21 protein-coding genes are annotated in these 18474 nt (G+C 35.9%); 17 read left to right on the top strand and 4 right to left on the bottom strand.

Annotated elements, in window-relative coordinates:
• Positions 1 to 168 precede the first annotated feature (168 nt).
• The 7 genes from VB776_RS08040 (at position 169) to lodB (ending at position 8943) form a co-directional block, all read left to right on the top strand.
• Positions 169 to 1041 carry an alpha/beta hydrolase gene (locus tag VB776_RS08040; protein ID WP_323327827.1) on the top strand — a complete coding sequence of 291 codons (873 nt, stop codon included), beginning with the start codon at positions 169 to 171 and terminating at the stop codon, positions 1039 to 1041.
• 11 nt (positions 1042 to 1052) lie between these two features.
• Positions 1053 to 1922 (top strand): alpha/beta hydrolase, encoded by an 870-nt coding sequence (locus VB776_RS08035; protein ID WP_323327825.1) that lies wholly within the window; start codon positions 1053 to 1055, stop codon positions 1920 to 1922.
• Positions 1923 to 1928: 6 nt separating this feature from the next.
• The gene (locus VB776_RS08030) at positions 1929 to 3227 is read left to right on the top strand and encodes a CitMHS family transporter (RefSeq protein WP_323327823.1); all 1299 of its coding nucleotides are present in this window, start codon (positions 1929 to 1931) and stop codon (positions 3225 to 3227) included.
• Positions 3224 to 4555: an acyclic terpene utilization AtuA family protein gene (locus VB776_RS08025; RefSeq protein WP_323327821.1), complete on the top strand. Its 1332-nt coding sequence runs from the start codon at positions 3224 to 3226 to the stop codon at positions 4553 to 4555. The genes VB776_RS08030 and VB776_RS08025 overlap by 4 nt, the downstream gene beginning before the upstream one ends.
• Complete coding sequence (locus VB776_RS08020; RefSeq protein ID WP_323327819.1) at positions 4552 to 4863, top strand: AtuA-related protein; 312 nt, start codon at positions 4552 to 4554, stop codon at positions 4861 to 4863. Before VB776_RS08025 ends, VB776_RS08020 begins: the two co-directional genes overlap by 4 nt.
• Positions 4864 to 5786: 923 nt before the next feature.
• Positions 5787 to 7841 (top strand): CTQ-dependent lysine 6-oxidase LodA, encoded by a 2055-nt coding sequence (lodA, locus tag VB776_RS08015; protein ID WP_323327817.1) that lies wholly within the window; start codon positions 5787 to 5789, stop codon positions 7839 to 7841.
• 1 nt (position 7842) lies between these two features.
• A complete protein-coding gene (gene lodB, locus VB776_RS08010; protein WP_323327815.1) occupies positions 7843 to 8943 on the top strand; it encodes a lysine-epsilon-oxidase maturase LodB in 1101 nt (366 codons plus the stop codon).
• A gap of 676 nt (positions 8944 to 9619) precedes the next feature.
• Here the strand turns inward: lodB and VB776_RS08005 are convergent.
• Both VB776_RS08005 and VB776_RS08000 read right to left on the bottom strand, forming a co-directional pair.
• Positions 9620 to 10015, bottom strand: a complete 396-nt coding sequence (locus VB776_RS08005) for a DUF1281 family ferredoxin-like fold protein (protein WP_323327813.1) — start codon at positions 10013 to 10015, stop codon at positions 9620 to 9622.
• Positions 10016 to 10122: 107 nt separating this feature from the next.
• A complete protein-coding gene (locus VB776_RS08000) occupies positions 10123 to 10308 on the bottom strand; it encodes a hypothetical protein (protein WP_323327811.1) in 186 nt (61 codons plus the stop codon).
• A 187-nt stretch (positions 10309 to 10495) separates the two neighbouring features.
• On the opposite strand from VB776_RS08000, the gene VB776_RS07995 reads away from it, so the two are divergent.
• From VB776_RS07995 to VB776_RS07950, 10 genes are all read left to right on the top strand, one after another.
• Complete coding sequence (locus VB776_RS07995; protein WP_323327809.1) at positions 10496 to 10669, top strand: hypothetical protein; 174 nt, start codon at positions 10496 to 10498, stop codon at positions 10667 to 10669.
• A 206-nt stretch (positions 10670 to 10875) separates the two neighbouring features.
• Positions 10876 to 11127, top strand: coding sequence for a type I restriction-modification system subunit M N-terminal domain-containing protein (locus VB776_RS07990; RefSeq protein WP_323327807.1), 252 nt, complete (start codon positions 10876 to 10878; stop codon positions 11125 to 11127).
• Positions 11128 to 11130: 3 nt separating this feature from the next.
• Entirely contained in the window at positions 11131 to 12147 is a 1017-nt protein-coding gene (locus VB776_RS07985) for a PDDEXK nuclease domain-containing protein (RefSeq protein ID WP_323327805.1), read from the top strand.
• Positions 12148 to 12194: 47 nt separating this feature from the next.
• Positions 12195 to 12530: a DUF1016 N-terminal domain-containing protein gene (locus VB776_RS07980; RefSeq protein ID WP_323327803.1), complete on the top strand. Its 336-nt coding sequence runs from the start codon at positions 12195 to 12197 to the stop codon at positions 12528 to 12530.
• Positions 12531 to 12545: 15 nt separating this feature from the next.
• Positions 12546 to 12758, top strand: coding sequence for a restriction endonuclease subunit S domain-containing protein (locus VB776_RS07975; RefSeq protein ID WP_323327801.1), 213 nt, complete (start codon positions 12546 to 12548; stop codon positions 12756 to 12758).
• A gap of 190 nt (positions 12759 to 12948) precedes the next feature.
• Positions 12949 to 13530, top strand: coding sequence for a Crp/Fnr family transcriptional regulator (locus VB776_RS07970; protein ID WP_323327799.1), 582 nt, complete (start codon positions 12949 to 12951; stop codon positions 13528 to 13530).
• A 142-nt stretch (positions 13531 to 13672) separates the two neighbouring features.
• Complete coding sequence (locus VB776_RS07965) at positions 13673 to 14101, top strand: nuclear transport factor 2 family protein (RefSeq protein ID WP_323327797.1); 429 nt, start codon at positions 13673 to 13675, stop codon at positions 14099 to 14101.
• A gap of 138 nt (positions 14102 to 14239) precedes the next feature.
• Positions 14240 to 15106: a pirin family protein gene (locus VB776_RS07960; RefSeq protein WP_323327795.1), complete on the top strand. Its 867-nt coding sequence runs from the start codon at positions 14240 to 14242 to the stop codon at positions 15104 to 15106.
• A 10-nt stretch (positions 15107 to 15116) separates the two neighbouring features.
• On the top strand, positions 15117 to 15656 hold the full coding sequence (locus VB776_RS07955; RefSeq protein ID WP_323327793.1) for an NADPH-dependent FMN reductase: 540 nt from the start codon (positions 15117 to 15119) through the stop codon (positions 15654 to 15656).
• Between the two features lie 13 nt (positions 15657 to 15669).
• A complete protein-coding gene (locus VB776_RS07950) occupies positions 15670 to 16416 on the top strand; it encodes an SDR family oxidoreductase (RefSeq protein WP_323327791.1) in 747 nt (248 codons plus the stop codon).
• A gap of 230 nt (positions 16417 to 16646) precedes the next feature.
• Here the strand turns inward: VB776_RS07950 and VB776_RS07945 are convergent, their stop codons facing one another.
• Positions 16647 to 17171, bottom strand: a complete 525-nt coding sequence (locus VB776_RS07945; RefSeq protein ID WP_323327789.1) for a hypothetical protein — start codon at positions 17169 to 17171, stop codon at positions 16647 to 16649.
• 273 nt (positions 17172 to 17444) lie between these two features.
• Complete coding sequence (locus VB776_RS07940) at positions 17445 to 18074, bottom strand: S41 family peptidase (RefSeq protein WP_323327787.1); 630 nt, start codon at positions 18072 to 18074, stop codon at positions 17445 to 17447.
• Positions 18075 to 18474: the final 400 nt, after the last annotated feature.

The raw sequence follows: 18474 nt of genomic DNA, 5'->3' as shown, positions 1-18474 counted from the left end.
TTTCATACATTTGAAGTATAGCCACTTATTCATTGATGGATTGGTTGTCGGTTCAAATTGCTTGAAATTTAACCACTCAAATTCAAGAGAACAACAAAGACAATACTTTGCCAAGAAAGTATTGGCAAAATTCAAAACATAAAAATATAAATAATTAACCTTAAAAAAATGAAAAAAAACTGTCTTGTCTATTTAATTCTTTTCCAAATGATTTCGCTGGGCGTATTTGCTAAAACCGACACGCTTGAAATCGCCTCAACAAAAATGAATAAGACTTACAAAGCTGCCGTTACACTGCCAAAGTCTTATGAAAACAGCCAAAAATCATTCCCTGTACTTTATCTATTGCATGGAGGTATCGGACATTTTAATGATTGGCTTGCCAAAGCTCCAGACAAAAACCTTATCCAGAACCTAGCTGACCAGTATAATTTAGTAATTGTGATGCCAGAAGGTGAAGTATTTAGTTATTATATTGATAGCCCTGTTGATAAAAATAGTCAGTTTGAATCTTACATTGTAAAAGATGTAATTACCAAAATAGATAAAACTTATCGAACAATCGCCTCTAAAAATGGGCGAGTAATTACAGGTCTTTCGATGGGCGGTTATGGGGCTTTGTATTTATCAGGAAAATATCCTGAACTATTTGTAGCCGCTGGAAGTATGAGTGGGGCTCTTAATCCTGATTTACAAGGTTGGAAATTACCCAAAGAAGCCAACGAAAACCTTAGAAAAGCTTTTGATGCTATCATTGGCTCGTACAATGATAACCCGAAAGGCTATGAAGCATATTCGGTAATTGCAATGGCGGATAAAATAAAAACCAATGGCGTAAGTCTTATTTTTGACTGTGGAACAGACGATTTTTTGATTGAACCAAACCGTGAACTTCACCGCAGATTAGTGTTCAATAATACTCCTCACGATTATTCAGAAAGACCGGGCGGTCATGCTTGGCCGTATTGGGAAAACTCTCTTTACTACCACCTGCTGTATTTTTCTAAAGTCCTTAAATCTGTCAATTCGGGCAAGTATTAAAATATCATACCATGAAAAACTGTGCATTTATTTTGTTGGCCTTTGTTGGTTTAGTGTTTGGGCAAAAAACTCAAGCTGCCACAACAGATACTTTGGCAATACAAAGCTTGGCGATGAATAAAACGCTGAAAGCAGTAGTTATTACGCCACAAGGCTATCAACATTCGCAAAAAAATTACTCCGTCGTGTATTTATTGCATGGCGGAAGCGGAAATTATAAAAACTGGACGGAACTCACGCCCGATAAATCGCTTGTGGCGAGGATGTCCGATTTGTTTGGTGTCATTATCGTAATGCCCGACGGCGGACCTTCAAGTTATTATTTTGATAGTCCTTTGCTAAAAGAGAGCCAATACGAAACTTTTATTTCAAAAGAAGTAAGGGAAAAAATAGACAAGGAATATCGCAGCATCAAAACCAGAGAAGGGCGAGTAATTACGGGCTTGTCGATGGGCGGGCATGGGGCTGTGTACATTGCTACCAAACATCCCGACTTATACTGTGCCGCTGGAAGCATGAGTGGAGTAATGAATATTAACCCCAGTACTTGGAAAGTTCCTACGGATTTTGCCAAAATTCGCATAGAGAATTTTAAAAAAATGATTGGTGAACGGGAAGAATCGGGTCTTTTTTATCCAGGCTATAATCTGATTACGATGACAGAGCAAATTAAAGCCGCCAAACTCCATTTGATTTTTGATTGTGGCGTAGATGATTTCCTGATTGAGCCCAACCGAGAAATGCACAAACTCTTAATGGCCAACGGAACGCCCCATGATTATACCGAAAGACCAGGAAAACATGATTGGCCTTATTGGGAAAATGCTTTGCCATATCATTTTTTATTCTTCCAGAAAGTACTTCAAGCTAAAAAACCATAACATAAAATGCTGGCATTATTAGGGTTTTTAACCATACTTCTGTTCCTAATATTGGTAATTTCAAGAAAATTATCAGTCTTGTTATCGCTAATTATCATTCCAGTATTTTTTGCCATCATTGGTGGCTTTGAGCCACAGGCAATTGGTGAAATGATTGTGACAGGTATCAAACAAGTAGCTCCGACGGGTATTCTGTTGATTTTTGCCGTTTTGTACTTTGCTTTGATGATTGATGCGGGTCTTTTTGACCCCGTCATTTCAGGTATTATTCACTTAGCAAAAGGCGACCCACTGAAAATTACAATGGGAACGGCACTGCTCACCATGATTGTCCATTTAGACGGCGACGGAACAGCCACATTTATGATTACTATTTCAGCTTTATTGCCTATTTATAAAAAATTGGGCATCAATCGGCTTATTCTTCCCTGTATTGTGGCTTTGAGTGCAGGCGTTATGCACTTAGTGCCGTGGTCGGGTACGATGGCGAGAGCCTTGCAAGTCATGCAAACGGATGCTTCTGGCTTACTTGTTCCTGTACTTCCTTCTATGATTGTAGGTATAATTTGGGTACTGGGCGTATCGTGGTGGTTGGGCAAAAAAGAACGTAAAAGACTGGGAATCATCGCATTTGATTATAAACACGCCGACGAATTGACCGAAGCACAAAAACTAACCAGAAGACCCAAACTTATTTTAGTAAATGCCATATTGACGATTTCGCTCATCTTTTGTTTGATTATGGCCTTTTTGCCACCATCAGCTTTGTTTATCATAGGCTTTTCTGTGGCGATGCTCGTTAATTACCCTTCTCAAACCGAGCAAAAAAGTCGATTACAAGAACATGCTGCCAATGTGTTTTTTGTATCTGTAATGATTTTTGCAGCAGGTGTTTTCTCAGGAATCTTAACAGGAACTAAAATGATAGATGCTATGGCTCAGTCGCTTGTAACCCTTATTCCTGCCGAACACGCAGGTTACCTTCCTACATTGGTAGGAGTAACAAGTATGCCACTGAGTTTTGTCTTTACGCCAGACGCTTATTATTTCGGGGTTTTACCTGTGTTAAAAGAAGCCGCTATCCACTATGGAATCAATCCGATAGAAGTAGGAAGAGCAGCCATTTTAGGACAAATGACTGTGGGTTTTCCTTTAAGTCCGCTTACGGCTTCCACTTTTGTGCTGGTTGGGCTTTCAGAAGTTGAATTATCCGACCATCAGAAATTTACTTTTAAGTGGGCTTTTATGACTACTTTTTTAATGACCTTGACAGCCATCATTACTGGTGCGATTCATTTATTATGAAAGAATTAAAAAAAATAAGAATTGGAGCAGGAGCAGGTTTTTCTGGCGACCGCCTCGAACCTGCCAAAATACTCGCTGAGGCTGGAGAAATAGATTATTTAGTACTGGAATGCTTGGCAGAAAGAACAATTGCCTTGGCTCAGAAAAGAAAACTGGCCGATTCATCAAAAGGCTATGACCCACTGTTGGAAAGGCGGATGGAAATACTGCTACCAATTATTAAAGAAAAAGATATAAAAATACTCAGTAATATGGGTGCGGCCAATCCTTTGGCCGCAGCAAAAAAAATAACTGAAATAGCGGCAAAGAACAATATTACCATAAAAGTGGCCGCTGTTATTGGCGACGATGTGCTTTCACTGATTACTGGAAACGAAATTACTATAGAATCAGGAAAACCATTAAACAGTTTTGGCAAAATTATCTCTGCAAATGCTTATCTTGGAGCAGACAGCATTCTGCCAGCCATTGCCTCTGGTGCGGATATTATTATTACAGGACGAGTAGCCGATCCTTCGCTGGTGGTTGCTCCGTTGATGTATGAATTTGGTTGGTCGTATGATGATACAGGCCTCATCGGAAAAGCAACAGTAATCGGACATTTGATGGAATGTGCAGGACAAGTAACAGGCGGTTATTTTGCTGACGGAGTCAATAAAATAGTACCTGATTTAGCCATTTTGGGGCATCCGTTTGTCGATGTTTCCGCAGATGGAACAGCAGTTATCGGTAAAGTAGAAAACACTGGTGGAATCATCAGCCTTGCGACCGTCAAAGAGCAACTTCTCTATGAAGTACTGAACCCTTTTACCTACCTTACTCCTGATGTTTCAGCAGATTTCACCACTGTTTCACTCAAGCAAATTGCCCCAAATCGTGTACAAGTAAGTGATGGTAGTGGCTCATCAAAACCCGAAAAATTAAAAGTTAGTATTGGCTATCAGGCTGGATTTATGGGCGAAGGAGAAATTTTGTACGCAGGAGCATTTGCAATGGAAAGAGCAAAAATGGCTGGAGAAATAGTCCGTTTACGTTTAGCAGAATTGTTTCAAGATACGCTTAAAATTGACTATATCGGTCATAATTCGGCTCATGCAGGCATCAATCAAGAGGATACTACCGCTTATGAAATTCGCTTAAGAGTAGCAGGAATGGCCAATTCACCAGAAACAGCGGCACTCATCGGCGAGGAAGTGGAAGCACTCTATACCAATGGCCCATCAGGCGGTGGTGGCGTAAGAAAATCTGTAACCGAAATCATTGGCATACAATCTATCTTGATGAGTCGCAATAGTATTAATCACTCTTTTTCAATCTTTGAATCATGAAAACTAAATTATACCATATCGCCCACAGCCGTGCAGGCGATAAAGGCAATACCTTGATGTTGTCTTTGATTCCCTTCAAAGAAGAAGATTTTCCAAGTTTGGTAGCACAAGTAACAGTCCAAAAAGTAAAAGAGCATTTAAAAAGCATCGTCAAAGGCAATATCATTCGTTATGAATTACCCAATATTTCATCGTTACTTTTTGTTTGTGAAGAAGCTTTGAGCGGTGGCGTAACAACCTCATTAGCCATAGACCCACACGGAAAGACATTAAACTATGCTTTGCTAGAACTGGAAATTGATGTATGAAACGATAAATAATTAGGTATTCAACGTATATTGTTTTGCATCTATTGATTTTCAGTACTTTAAATTAAGGTTTATCATTTAAAAGTGAGATTTATTTTTACTTTGATTTTGTGGTTGTAGATAGTTCTAAATGCTTAAATCAAGGTATAATATCCTCTCCTACTTGCGTTATTCGTATTTACAATTATGTATAGCCCAACATTCTACAATAACGAAGGTGAACAATAAAAAGTACGTTTGACTTATAATCGTTAAGATTTTTAGATGACAACTAGGAATAACCACAAAACACTCCCCTTTATGCAATACCTACCCTTACAGCAATCACTTCCCTGTAATGCTCTTTTTATCCCTCCTTTCATTTCACTAAATCGTTTCTAAAAAAATAAATCGTCCATTTGTTAAGGTTGCTTTATGATTAATTTTCCCTCCAAGACAAGCTCTCTACGCTTGGTGGGTATTTACATTTACATCCGTTTTAATATAATCCTGAATGCAAATGCAATGTATTTAACGGTTAGTATTATTAGCGAAATCCATCGAATATTCAATCATTAATAATTTAAGTTTAATGTATTTTTTTACACCTCACTTCTCTTTTAAGAAAAAGAGTGTTTATACTTTAAAAGTAGAATAGAATTAAAAAATAAATATAAGTGATGAAAACAGGTATTTATACGCTAAAATCTGTGATGATATATTTTTACTTTTGTTAAAGAAGTTAATCAATATCTGTTTACCTCTAATTTAATATTTAATTAAATAAAGTTTTACTTAAAATAAGTATTTACGTCAAGATAATAAGGGCTGACAACCCAGCATGAAAAATTTGTAATGTAGTAGAAGAAGCCTGAACCTTCTCAAAAAACGGGGCGTATTCTGAAAAGCCATAAGAGTAGGAAATATCATAAAACAATCACAACATGGAACTTAAAATTCATCCCTCAATTGGAGTTGCTCGATTGGGAAATAGTACAACTGAAATTTGTTTGTCGCCAGATAGCATTGGAGGACTACCTTATGATGCAGATAACTCCGGAAATTTGATTGGGCCAATAACCAATTTTAAAGATGTCAAAGGGCTCATTAAAAGACAAGGGCAACCATTTAAAATATTTCAAGACGATGGACAAGAAATTACACTTGACACATCAAACGTCACTTCGATAGAGTGGACTGTTCATTTAGCCAACAAAAAAGCTGCTTGGTATCAATATAGTGAACTACAGGGCAATTTGTTGTATGGGAATGAAAACAGCTATGAGAATCAAAATATCCCTTTCCGTAACCCAGATATAACGGGTTCAGAAAGACAAACGCTAATCATTGATCCAGGACCAAGAACGATTTCAGGAAAACTTAGCTCAATTGGATTTGACAGAGAAAACGCCCCAGCTAATTATCCTGTTCAATATCCCAATTCAGAGGTAAAGTATGGTGTGGCAGTAACCACTCTCGGAGATTTATTAACAGATAACAGTGGAAGATTGATAGTTTTAGGTGGTTATGGAAATGCTGGAGGAGATTTACCCCTAACTTCATACGGTGGCTCTAGTACTTGGCACGATGATATTTCGGATGGACCTGTTTATTGTACAGTCACATTTAATGATGGAACGCCTCCTGTTACACTTTCAGCATGGGTTATTGTAGGCTCACCTGATTTTGCTCCAGAGATTGTAAATATCTCCAATTTAAGCGATACGATGTTTGATGTTGGAGTAAGATGTTTTAATCTAGTACCCGAAATGTGTATCGATGGGCAATACAATCCAAATTATATTGCAAATTTCCAACGTGATATTCTTCCAATAATAAATCGAATTAGCAGGTATCAATGGGTTGCGAATGTTCAGTCAATGATGGCTTTTGCTAGTTATCAATTTGATTATTCAGACCCTTCTGAAGCCAATAAATCAAATAGACTGAATTACGCCTATTATTTTAGGCAAAATGACGGTCAGCCTCCAGTTCCTCCAACTTTGCCACAAGAACAATTATTTCAAACAAATGGAGATAATTTGTTCCCTATGATGCCATTAAATTCAGGAAGTAATTCGGTAAGTAATACCAATATCATGAAGTTTTTGGCACTAGACCAAACACAACTTTTTCTATTAGAACAGTGGGCGAATGGTTATTTTGTAAGTAACCCATCCTATCAACCATTCCCTGTCAATCAATTAGATGCAGCAAGCGTAGGAAACTGTGTTGGTTTACCGATGTGTCCAGGCATAGAAGTTACTTGGAGTATGCAAAATCCCATTGTTTATGCTTCTCCTTATACGATTTTACAATATCAAGATGAAAATTGGTATTTAGCCAATGGATTGACTCCTTCGAGAGACGAATGTGAAGGTGGTGGATGTGAACCTGGAGATTTAACAAAAAGAATGGCATGTCCTTGGCAAGCTGACTTTTTCCAATGCACAGTTCAGTATATTAACTTTACCGATCCATCTGTCAATAAAATTAAGCTCCCAGATGGTTCTAGTACTCCATTACCTCCTACTTATTATTCGTACTGGTGGCCGCCACAAAGTCCTTGGGATGTTTTGGTGGGCGAGTTGACGGAAGAAGGTCAAGTAGCTGGAGGTGGAATTCCCGCTGGTCAACAAATGAACTATGCCCGTGGCATCAATAGTTTCACCCAAATGGTTCAATATTGGTATTCATTAGGTTTTATTCGTGATAAAAATTCGTATAATAGCGGTTTCCCTTTCATGCTTGAAACAGAAAGAAATAATGAAATATTCACATCGAAGGAAGTCCCAGTAAGTACAATAAGTGGCAACCCAGAAGATGCTGAAACAACCATTCCTGTTTTCTTTATTGAAGCAAGTACTTCCGCAGTAAAACGAAAAAGTAATAAAGCAAGAGTATTGATGGAACACTTTGAAGAAGTTGGTTTTAAAGCCATTGAAATTCATAGCGAAGGACTTGGTTTACCTCGTTCTGGAACTCGAAATAGACGCTAACATGCCAAATACAGTTGAAACAGATGTACTTATAGTTGGTGGGGGACCTGCGGGTTCTTCCACCGCTTTAAGTTTGCTTAAATACTCTAACTTAAAGGTAATGATTATTGAGCAAAACGACTTAAATTCCATCCGAGTTGGAGAACAAGTTAATGCAAGCTTATTTGATTTACTTGATTACATAGGCATTAATAAAAGTGATTTTGAAGAGAATAGTCTTTTACCCGGATACAGTAGTCTAGCCGCTTGGGGAAGCTCACATATTTCGTCAAGGCATTCTATTTTTAGTACACAAGTAGATAGTTTTCAACTAGATAGAGAACATTTTGATTTAATGCTATTGAAACAAGCTTCTGAAAAAGGGGCAATTGTTTTCCCAAGAACAAAATGTATTGATTTCAAACAAACTGATACTGCTTGGACTATCGAATTAAGGCATGAAACCAGAGGTGATTTCACCATTAAATCCACCTATCTGATTGATGCTAGTGGAAGACAAAGTCATGTGTGCCGAAAATTAGGAATTCCGATCGAGAAATATGATGATTTAGTGGCTATTGGCGCATTTTTGTATTTCAAGGATACTAAAAGAGCTATTAAACAGGAAATTTTACTAGAGACAGTGGAAGATGGTTGGTGGTATTTTGCAGGATTACCTAATCAAGAAATGGTGGTTTCACTTTTTACAGATTCAACAATAGTAAAAGAAAAGCAGTTACAAAAAACAGAAAACTGGAATGAATTACTTTCAAATACAGTACACATCAAAAAAATGCTTGCAAATACTTCTTCTAACGCCAAACCTTGGGTCAGAAATGCGTTCTCTCACATCTCAAATATAGGGGCTAAAAGTAATTTTTTGGCTGTTGGTGATGCTGTAGCTTCTTTTGATCCAATTTCATCAATGGGCATTGGCTTTGCTATTAGCTCAGCTTGTCATGCAGCAAAAGCTATCATAGACAATGCTAATGATTCAAATACATTTTTAAATTATCAAGAAAATATCAATGCTATTTTCAAGCATTATCTTGAAACAAAAACACTTTTTTACAATAAAGAAAACCGATGGAATGACTCTTCGTTTTGGAAAAAAAGAAATTAATCATCTTCGATAAAAGTTATATTAGATTTTGGAAAACTTATTTGAGATAAAATTTTCAATCTTAATGCCTCCTAAATCAAAAAAATGAATAGGAGAAAGTAATCTGTTTGATAATTATAGGCAGTCTTTTAACAAATGTCCTTTACTGGAAATGAAAAGTGCCATGTCTGTCTTCTGCATTACTCAAATGGAGAAACAAGCTTATCATGAGTATATCTAATAACTTATGTCATGCAAAGACCAAAAACAAAAAGCTTCACGCTCGAAAAGGCTTATTGAATTTATTAAAATGTTGCAAGGCAAAAGGAATATTGATCCCTGATACATTCTACGGGCGTAACGCTCTTTAACATTTTGAGTCGTAGGAAACAACTTACCGCCTCTCTAGTATGTGTTCATTGTTGACAATGACTGGTATAATTAGGTTATTTCATAGTCTTTTTGAGACGTTCAGTTGCAATACTCTTGTAAAGTCTGATTGCTGTATTTGATTGAAAAAAATTGTATTCATGATTTTAAATGTGGATGTGCTGTTACTTGTTCTTTGATTGCAAAGTATTTCGTCAAACTCGGATTTTTTTACCCTTTTGGCAGTACGCTTTGTAAAGTATGGCTATTCTAAAAACTTCCCTAAGGCTCATCACCTTAAGGAAGCAACCATTCAAATTTGTCACTGTTATAGGAAAGATAGTTTTCTTTCCAAAAGTATTTCAAGTATCTCGCAATCACTATCGTAGGTTTTCCCTTCAAAATGATAGGTGTCAGTATCCTCGTCAAATTGATAGCTTTCCAATTCTTCATCGCTTAAACACACATCATCTAATATTCCATTTTGATAAGATGCTCTACCATATATGAGGTTCCCCATTTCTTCATAATCTAGCACAAAATCAACTTTAAACATATCTGCAATACTCTGTAACACTTTCGAATTTGGAGACCATTTAGTTTCGTATTGAAACATTCCTTCGTCTCCCTCATTCCAATATAGATTGAAGAAATACCCTCCATTAATGTTGGAAACAAAATGAGGTAATTGTCCGTGACTCGTCTTTTCTTCGTTTTCCTTCATTGCTTGGAAAAGCTGTTGTATTTGTTTGATTGCTTCGGGACTTCCCTCGAAGACAACTGTATTACTGCACCAATTTGCTATATCTTACGTTTTTTTAAGGCTAGCCTCTAGCCTGTGATTTGATTTAGATTTAATTTTTCCGCTCCATCTGTTGACAAATAGAGGCTATCCACTATTTTACTTTTTTGTGTTATTGAAAGAGTTTTAATTTGTTTTTCAAGATTTATTCGGCAATGAGTGGTGGTGCTGTTTCGTTTCACTTTGTTGCCATTTCTAATGCTATATTTTTTCATTTCTGACATTTTTTTTATTCGTGTAAAGAGTCGGAGTATGCTTTGTTTCGTTTCACGAGCATAAAAGGTTAGTGTTTAGCAGGAACAAGGTTTTACCAAATAAATACAACCCATAAGGGTGGAGATTTTTTGGAAAACATTGGCATGACCTTGTTCATGCGTTAAGAACACGATCATACCTTTGCTCTTGAAATGGGACAAAACAGCATCTGACTCTTGGATAAAAATATTTGTGGAAGCCTATGGGAAAGGCATTTGGGAAATGGGCTATTTAGTTATACAAACCAGTATTTATATATTACATACAGTAGAATTTGCAAGAACAAGAAATGCACCTACGAAAGAAGCCATTGAAAATTAGAAATTGAACTTCAAGAGTAAATACAATTTTTTAAAGGTTAACATCTTGACGAACAACAGACGGAAGGATTGACAATAAATCCATTAATTTTATTGCGTAAAGAGATAGTTAAAATATTAGGTCTATCTTAGCGACCATTTTTCAAACAGGCATGAAAGAAGTATTGGAAAAGATATTAAACACAAATGACTCATTAAAGAATAAAAATGACAAGTACAATTCAACGAGCAGAATTACAAGCTAAAATATTGAAAATTGCCAACAAGGTACGTGGCTCGGTAGATGGGTGGGATTTTAAACAGTTTGTTTTGGGTACGTTGTTCTACCGATTTATCAGTGAAAATTTTACTAATTATATTGAGGGGGGCGACGATAGTATTAAATATGCCGACTTATCTGATGAAATTATAACGCCCGATATAAAAGATGATGCCATTATAAACGAGATTGAAGGTTAAACGATGAGCAAAGAAATAAGCCTACAAAAAGAAGAATACGAACGTATTTTGAAACAAGCGGTTGAGCAAATTCGTACAACCAGAATAATTGTTGCCAAACAATTAAACAATGCCACACAATCGATTTATTGGAATCTTGGAAAGTTGATTGCTGAAAAACAATTAGTCGAAGGCTACGGTAGTGCAGTAGTCAATCAACTCTCGGTTGACCTCAAAAAAGAATTTCCCGATATGGGCTTATCGCCCCGCAATTTGTGGGATATGAAACGATTTTATGAGCGTTACTATTTGGCAGACTTAAAACTGCGACAGGCTGTCGCAGTTTTGCCGTGGGGACATAATTTGTTGTTAATCAACAAAGTTCAGTCGCTCGAAGCTGTACTTTTTTATGCCAACGAAGCAATTACCAAAGGCTGGTCCAGAGATTGGTTGCTCAATGCCATCAAAATGGATAGCTTCAGCCATCATCAAACACAAATAAAATCGCACAATTTTAATGAAACACTTCCTGCCATTGATGCAGATTATGCCAACGAAGTGTTTAAAGACCGTTATAATCTTGGCTTTTTGGGCATTACCGAAAAAGTAAAAGAAACGGAATTAGAAAAACGATTGGTAGAAAAAATCAAAAACTTTGTATTGGAGTTAGGCAAAGGCTTTACATTTATTGGCAACCAACACCGCTTAGAATACAATAACAAAGAGTATTTTGTAGATATGCTTTTTTTTCATCGTGGTTTGCGAAGTTTGGTAGCTGTTGAATTGAAAATAGGCAGTTTTAAAGCCGAATATGTAGGCAAAATGAATTTATACCTGTCGTTACTTGATAAATTGGAGAAGGGCGAAACCGAAAATAATTCTATCGGAATTATTCTTTGTGCCGATAAAGACCATTTAGATGTAGAAATTGCCCTCCAAGACATCAATAAGCCTATTGGCGTGGCAGAATATCAGCTTTTATTACCAAAAGACCAATTGCAAGACTTGTTGGTCAATGAAATAAAAGCTTATAACAACTAACACAAGCATGAGCGAGTTAGATAAAATAGTAGAAGGGACTGAAAAATATGAACTCAGAAAAAATAAATAAAGGTAAGCAAGAGCTGTTTGACAAAATCAAGCAACTAATACAGGAAACAGGTCAGCAAGCAGTTGTTTATCTGAACCAAGCTACCAATCATTTATATTGGTCTATCGGTCATTATATTTTGGTGGATTTAAAACACGAAGTATATTCGGGCTATGGAAAACAAATTATTGCGACACTGTCGCAACAATTAATGCTGGGAGAAGAAAACATCAAAGTAGCACAGTATCTTACCCAACTTCCAGACAAACAATGGTTTATTGACAAACTTCATAAAGCCATCGCTATTGCAGAAGTGCAAACAAAAACTAATTAAAAATAAAACTAGAGCATGAGCGAGTTAGATAAATTATTAGAAGGGATTGTGGTTGAGTGGAAACCGCTGGGGGAAGTTGGAGAATTTATTAGAGGTCGACGTTTTGTAAAAACTGATATTATTTCCGAAGGTTTACCATGTATTCATTATGGTGAAATGTACATGCACTATGGTATTTGGGCTGATAAGCCTAAGTTATCAATGATGAGTTTTAGCTACTTCCAGTAAAATCACTATTATATTTAGACGCTAAGTTAAAGACGAAGTAATTGTTAACCACCACCTATGGAAATAAGGAAACAGAAAATTACCAACATTGAATAGCACGTAGATAGCAAAATGATGAACAGTCAAGTGAACTAAGATTACGAAACATTATTTATACCTTTGCATCTGCGTAATTTAATCATCAAAACCAATGTATAAAAACCTTTTGGCATACATCAACCAATATGCTAATTTACCCCTTACAAGCGAAGAAGAAACCTTAATTAGAGCTACTTTTCAACCCAAAAAACTCAGAAAAAAACAATACTTTTTGCAAGAGGGTGATGTCTGTAAGCATGTTGGATTTATTATAAAAGGGGCTATGCGACAATACAGTGTTGACGATAAAGGCGTAGAGCATATCGTTCATTTATACATTGAAAACTACTGGGCAGGCGACCGTGAAAGCTCTATTATGCTTGCCCCTTCGAAATATAATATTGATGCTTGGGAAGATACCGAAATGCTTATTATTACAAGAGCCGAAATGTTGGATTTAATGGAAAAAATACCTGCATTGGTAAAAATGATAAGACTAATGGATGAAAGAAACGCCATTGCTAACCAACGAAGATTAAGCTCTACTATCAGTAATACAGCAGAAAAACGCTATGAAGAATTTGCAGAGAATCACCCACAATTTATTCAACGATTTCCGCAACACATCATTGCTTCTTTTTTGGGAATTACCAAAGAAACGTTAAGCAGAATCAGAAAACAAGCGATGAGATAGTTTTCCATTTTAAATCTTGATTTTACAGAACCGTTGATATTTGTCAACGGTTTTTTTTATCATATCTCATCGTTGAGGGGCTTGGCTATGATGCAATTTTGTATCGTAAAATCAGTAAATAAAAACATTAAATTTTAATAACATGGAAAATACAACAAACACAGCAGCTACTCAACTTCTTCGTAATAGTTTAGATACATTTCTTGCCAAGGATATGAAAGGTTGGTCAGAGCTTTGTGCTGAGGATGTGGTTGCAGAATTTCCTTTTGCCCCTGAAGGTACACCAGCTAGGTTTGAAGGTCGTGAGGCACTTTATGAATACTTACGTAACTACCCAAGTTTTATAGATGTAAAAACTATCCCTACCTTAAAAATCTATGCTACTGATGATGCAAATGTTGCCATTGCAGAATGGAGTGCATCTGGGGTAGTAATTAGCAATGGTAATCCTTACGAAATGAGCTATGCCACTTTTGTAACTTTCCGTGATGGGCTTATTGTAAACTACCGTGAATACTGGAATCCGCAAGCTTTTATGAAAGCAATGAGCGGTGGTAGTTTTGCTGAATAATAGCGATATCAAGTTAAACCGATATGCTTTTAAACAAATTTCAAAAAGCGTTGATATATGTCAACGCTTTTTTTTATCAAATCTCATCGTTTTAGGGCTTCGTTTGGGTGCAATTTTACATCATTAAAATATATAGTTATGAAAAAGCAAACAAGTTTTTCAACAAAAGGAAGTAGTGCCGATTTAGGTCCTTTAAGTATCAGTAGAATGTTGCCCAATCGCTATACCGACAAAGTTGGGCCTTTTGTATTTCTTGATTATGTTGCTCCTGCAATCAAAGAAACCATCACAAAAAACGGCATGGGGGTGCATCCACATCGGGGCATTGCTACATTGACTTATATTCTTCAGGGAGAAGTAGAACATTTTGATAGTGCTGAAAATACTGGCAAAATACATTCGGGTGGGGCTCAATGGATGAAAGCAGGCAATGGAATTATCCACGATGAGAATTTTAATTACGATAGCCAAACGGATAGTAAATATATCCAAGGCTTTCAGTTTTGGATTAATCTACCTGCAAAAAACAAAGCTGAAAAACCTGCTCATTTAGCAATTCAAGCCAATGAAGTACCTATAAAAACATTACCTAACGAAGATGGATGGATAAAAATAATTGTAGGCAAGTACGAAGAATTGAGTTCAATTATTCCAAATTATTCAGTGCAGTTTTTGTATCATATTCATTTGAATGCAGGAAAACAATTTTCGTTTGAAATAAAAGATAAAATTGAAGTTGCAGCTTTTTTACCCATGCAAAATGCGGTATTAAACGATACTGAATTCCAAAAAGGAGAGTTTGTAGAATTTGATAGAGAAGCAGGTGAAATTGAGCTAAAAAACACATTCGAAGTAGCCATTGATATATTACTTTTTGGTGGTGAAGAATATACAGAGCCTGTAGTAGCCGAAGGACCATTTGTAATGAATACCCAAGGCGAAATAGCAGATGCTTATCGAGATTTTTATGCTGGAAAATACGGAAAAATTAAATTAACAAAATAAAACTAAGACCATGAAAATATTAGCATTTGCAGGAAGTAACAGTACTGCTTCTATCAACAAAAAATTAGTAACTCATACCTCTACTTTTTTCGAGAACCATTCTGTAGAGGTTTTGGATTTGAATGATTATGAAATGCCATTGTTTGGCGTAGATAAAATTCCTACGATTGGCATCCCACAATTGGCACTAGATTTTGCCAAAAAAATTGACGAAAGTGATTTATTGCTTATTGCACTTGCAGAAAACAATGGGTCTTATTCAGTTGCTTTTAAAAATATTTACGATTGGATTTCTATTGTTCCCGAACGCAAAGCATTTGGCGACAAACCCGTTTTTGTATTAGCTACTTCTCCAGGATTAAGAGGTGGAGCTTCGGTATTAGAATTAGCCAAAAATACACTTCCATATTATGGTGCAAAAGTTATTGAAACGTTTTTATTGCCAAGTTTCTACGAAAATTTTGATGTTGAAAACGGAATTGTAAATACTGAATTTGCCACCGAGCTTAAAACGAAAATTGAAAAAGTAAAGGTAGATTTTTTGGGGTAAAAAATAAGCAATCATGACAGTATCAACAAAAAAAGTAGCACTAATAACAGGAGCAGCAACAGGTATTGGTCGTGCTATTGCCACCCGTTTAGCACAAGACGGCATTGCAGTAGCCATTAATTACATGGGAAACCCCCAACAAGCCGATGAAGTAGTGAATAAAATCAAAGAAGCTGGAGGATTAGCCATAAGATTCCAAGCAGATGTTAGCTCAGTAGTCGAAATCACTAAGCTTTATAATGATGTCCTTACAGCATTTGGCGGTATTGATATTGTTGTAGCCAATGCTGGTATTGCGGTTATGGGTATTCCTATTACTGATGTTACTGAAGCTGACTTCGACCGTATCAATGCGGTAAATTATAAAGGAACCTACTTTGTGTTACAACAGGCCGCCAAACACGTTAGGAATGGTGGACGAATTATTCAGATTTCTTCCACAAGTTCACTTTATCCAGCAGCGGGTCTTGGTATTTATGCTCCTAGTAAAGCCGCTGGCAAAGTAGTTACTGAAATATTGTCACAGGAACTTGGTCATCGCCAAATTTCAGTAAATAGTGTTTTTCCAGGCCCAACAAAGACGCCTTTAATGGATAAAGAGGTTTCGAAAGAAGAATTGGAAAGGATTGGGCAAGCAATGAACCTAGGAAGAATGGGCGAACCTGAAGACATCGCAGGTATAGTGGCATTTCTTGCTAGCCCAGAAGGTGCTTGGGTAAATGGTCAGCAAATAATTGTAAATGGTGGTGGCAGAGTATGAGGTTTTATAAAAAATTAAAGGTATTTATTTAAAACATAGTCAATCAACCAACGGGGTAATAATTATGAGCGTGACACTCTTTAACATTTTGAGGCATAGGAAATAACCTACGACTAGATTGAGAAATTAACTAAGCCGACTGCTAGACTAGACGTCCGCCAATTCTTTCATGATTTGGCTTGTAGCCACCACGAAACCTTAATTATTGGCTGCAGACTTGCAATACAGATTTAATTTTGCTTATTCAATTCTGTTATTGCTGCTTTTATAAATTCGCCAAAATCTTTTACTTCTTTTCCAAGCTCGTCTTCCTTATAATCAATGTAGAATTTCTTAATTGTCGTACCTTGTCCAAGTTCAAAATAAATCCCACACCAATCTCCACAATCAGGACAACCAAAAGTTTGCTCTTTTTTGTCTGTCGTTAAAAATGTTTTTGGAATGTGTTGAACGAGTTTGTTGATAGTCTGGAATTTTGTAATGTCATTTATTTGTGTCTTACAAACAACTTTGCCATAATTTTTAAAATAACTGTCAGTAGTGTCAATAAATAATGTATTTGAATTGCCCATCATATTGTAACGATACATCGTCGAACAATGTCCAGAACATTCACCACAAAAGATTCCAAAAATTATGTAGGAAGGATACTCTCGGTTTATCTCCAAACTTTTAGTATTTGTTACACTTGAGGTTTGTCTACTAGTGGACAGTGTGATTAATAAAAGTCCTGTTATAAATTTGAGGTAAGTCATTTTTGTTTGCTGCCAACTCGCTAATATGTGAAAGTTTTGTAGTACTTTTTGTATTATTCCCAAACTAGTCTTAGGATTTCCTAAGACCTAAAACAAGGAAGAGCCTCATGCTCGAAAGGGCTTATTGAATATATTAAAATGCTTCAAGGCAAAAGGAATATTTATCCCTGATACATTATGCTCTCTAACATTTTGAGTCGTAGGAAACAACCTACGACTAGTTTGAGTTATTTGTTGGTCTAAGTGAAAAACACTTAGACTAGCGAAGGAAGTTTATTTTTTTTCAAGTAACCATTTTTTATATTCAATCATGGTTTCTGCATTATCTAAAACTTCAACATCGGGAGTTATTCTTCCAATATATTTTTTCTTTGTTCTATCTTCACAATAGGCAGTCGCTAAAAAAAGCATTGCTCCGTTTGATAATTTATAGTTTTGGTTTGCTGTAGTATAACCACTTGTTCTTTTACCAAAAGATTTTGAATTTTTTCTGCCTAATAATGATATTGCTGTCATTTCGCCACTACTTGCAGTTAATGTATCAATTAATATTGCTATCTTATTATTTAAGTTTTTGCATTTATAAGTATTTTTAGAATTGCTTTTCCATTTTATTGCTTTGCCTTTAGTCACGAAATATCCAACAGTGCCATCTTCAATAATTGGGTTTAGCCCTGCTAACATTGGCCACATATTTCCACCTCTATTTTCCCTTAAATCTACAACCCAGCCTTTTATGAGATGTTTTTTATCTAATAATTCAATTTGTTTTCTTAATGTATCGGCATAAATAAAATTTTCTTTCTGATTCATTGATAGATGTGTAGGTAAAAAAAGGTAACCAATTGAATTGTCAATAATTTTTGAGGATGGGTATATTAAAGCCGTATCGTTTGATACCAATTTTGTTGATTTAGACTTATCATAATAAAATGAATGAAAGTCCCCATACTGTCGTAACTTATTTTAAATTGAAGAAAAAATAATTCCACTTGAATCTACGTCATTCAATTGTGCAATTTTCGTTGAAATGTCCTCATTGAATTCTTTCCAATTTATGGAGTCAGTTACTATTGAGTATTTGTTAATGTATGTCAGTATCTCATTTGATACTTTTTTTAATTCCTCTTTATCTTTAATTTGACTAAAAGAATTAAGAGCAAACATTATTACAAAAAATATTGGGTAGTGTAAAACAAGTAATGTTCTCTATCATTTTAGATTAACTTTGGTATAACTTTGTGTAAAAAGAGTTATTTACTCAAACTTGTATTATTCTATGTTATCGTGTCCTAGTTGTAAA

Origin of the sequence: Arcicella gelida (assembly GCF_034931025.1) — a bacterium.
GTDB lineage: Bacteria > Bacteroidota > Bacteroidia > Cytophagales > Spirosomataceae > Arcicella > Arcicella gelida.
Note: the sequence above shows the minus strand (reverse complement) of the source record. Positions and strands in the feature narration are given on the sequence as shown.

What these genes read in the sequence shown, in the direction of transcription:
- VB776_RS07985 (WP_323327805.1), top strand. Translation starts at nt 11,131, where the DNA reads ATGAGCAAAGAAATAAGCCTACAAAAAGAAGAATACGAACGTATTTTG.
- VB776_RS07970 (WP_323327799.1), top strand. Translation starts at nt 12,949, where the DNA reads ATGTATAAAAACCTTTTGGCATACATCAACCAATATGCTAATTTACCC.
- VB776_RS07960 (WP_323327795.1), top strand. Translation starts at nt 14,240, where the DNA reads ATGAAAAAGCAAACAAGTTTTTCAACAAAAGGAAGTAGTGCCGATTTA.
- VB776_RS07945 (WP_323327789.1), bottom strand. Translation starts at nt 17,171, where the DNA reads ATGACTTACCTCAAATTTATAACAGGACTTTTATTAATCACACTGTCC.
- VB776_RS07965 (WP_323327797.1), top strand. Translation starts at nt 13,673, where the DNA reads ATGGAAAATACAACAAACACAGCAGCTACTCAACTTCTTCGTAATAGT.
- VB776_RS08025 (WP_323327821.1), top strand. Translation starts at nt 3,224, where the DNA reads ATGAAAGAATTAAAAAAAATAAGAATTGGAGCAGGAGCAGGTTTTTCT.
- lodA (WP_323327817.1), top strand. Translation starts at nt 5,787, where the DNA reads ATGGAACTTAAAATTCATCCCTCAATTGGAGTTGCTCGATTGGGAAAT.
- VB776_RS08005 (WP_323327813.1), bottom strand. Translation starts at nt 10,015, where the DNA reads ATGAAGGAAAACGAAGAAAAGACGAGTCACGGACAATTACCTCATTTT.
- VB776_RS07980 (WP_323327803.1), top strand. Translation starts at nt 12,195, where the DNA reads ATGAACTCAGAAAAAATAAATAAAGGTAAGCAAGAGCTGTTTGACAAA.
- VB776_RS08040 (WP_323327827.1), top strand. Translation starts at nt 169, where the DNA reads ATGAAAAAAAACTGTCTTGTCTATTTAATTCTTTTCCAAATGATTTCG.
- VB776_RS08020 (WP_323327819.1), top strand. Translation starts at nt 4,552, where the DNA reads ATGAAAACTAAATTATACCATATCGCCCACAGCCGTGCAGGCGATAAA.
- VB776_RS07950 (WP_323327791.1), top strand. Translation starts at nt 15,670, where the DNA reads ATGACAGTATCAACAAAAAAAGTAGCACTAATAACAGGAGCAGCAACA.
- VB776_RS07990 (WP_323327807.1), top strand. Translation starts at nt 10,876, where the DNA reads ATGACAAGTACAATTCAACGAGCAGAATTACAAGCTAAAATATTGAAA.
- VB776_RS08035 (WP_323327825.1), top strand. Translation starts at nt 1,053, where the DNA reads ATGAAAAACTGTGCATTTATTTTGTTGGCCTTTGTTGGTTTAGTGTTT.
- lodB (WP_323327815.1), top strand. Translation starts at nt 7,843, where the DNA reads ATGCCAAATACAGTTGAAACAGATGTACTTATAGTTGGTGGGGGACCT.
- VB776_RS08030 (WP_323327823.1), top strand. Translation starts at nt 1,929, where the DNA reads ATGCTGGCATTATTAGGGTTTTTAACCATACTTCTGTTCCTAATATTG.
- VB776_RS07975 (WP_323327801.1), top strand. Translation starts at nt 12,546, where the DNA reads ATGAGCGAGTTAGATAAATTATTAGAAGGGATTGTGGTTGAGTGGAAA.
- VB776_RS08000 (WP_323327811.1), bottom strand. Translation starts at nt 10,308, where the DNA reads ATGAAAAAATATAGCATTAGAAATGGCAACAAAGTGAAACGAAACAGC.
- VB776_RS07955 (WP_323327793.1), top strand. Translation starts at nt 15,117, where the DNA reads ATGAAAATATTAGCATTTGCAGGAAGTAACAGTACTGCTTCTATCAAC.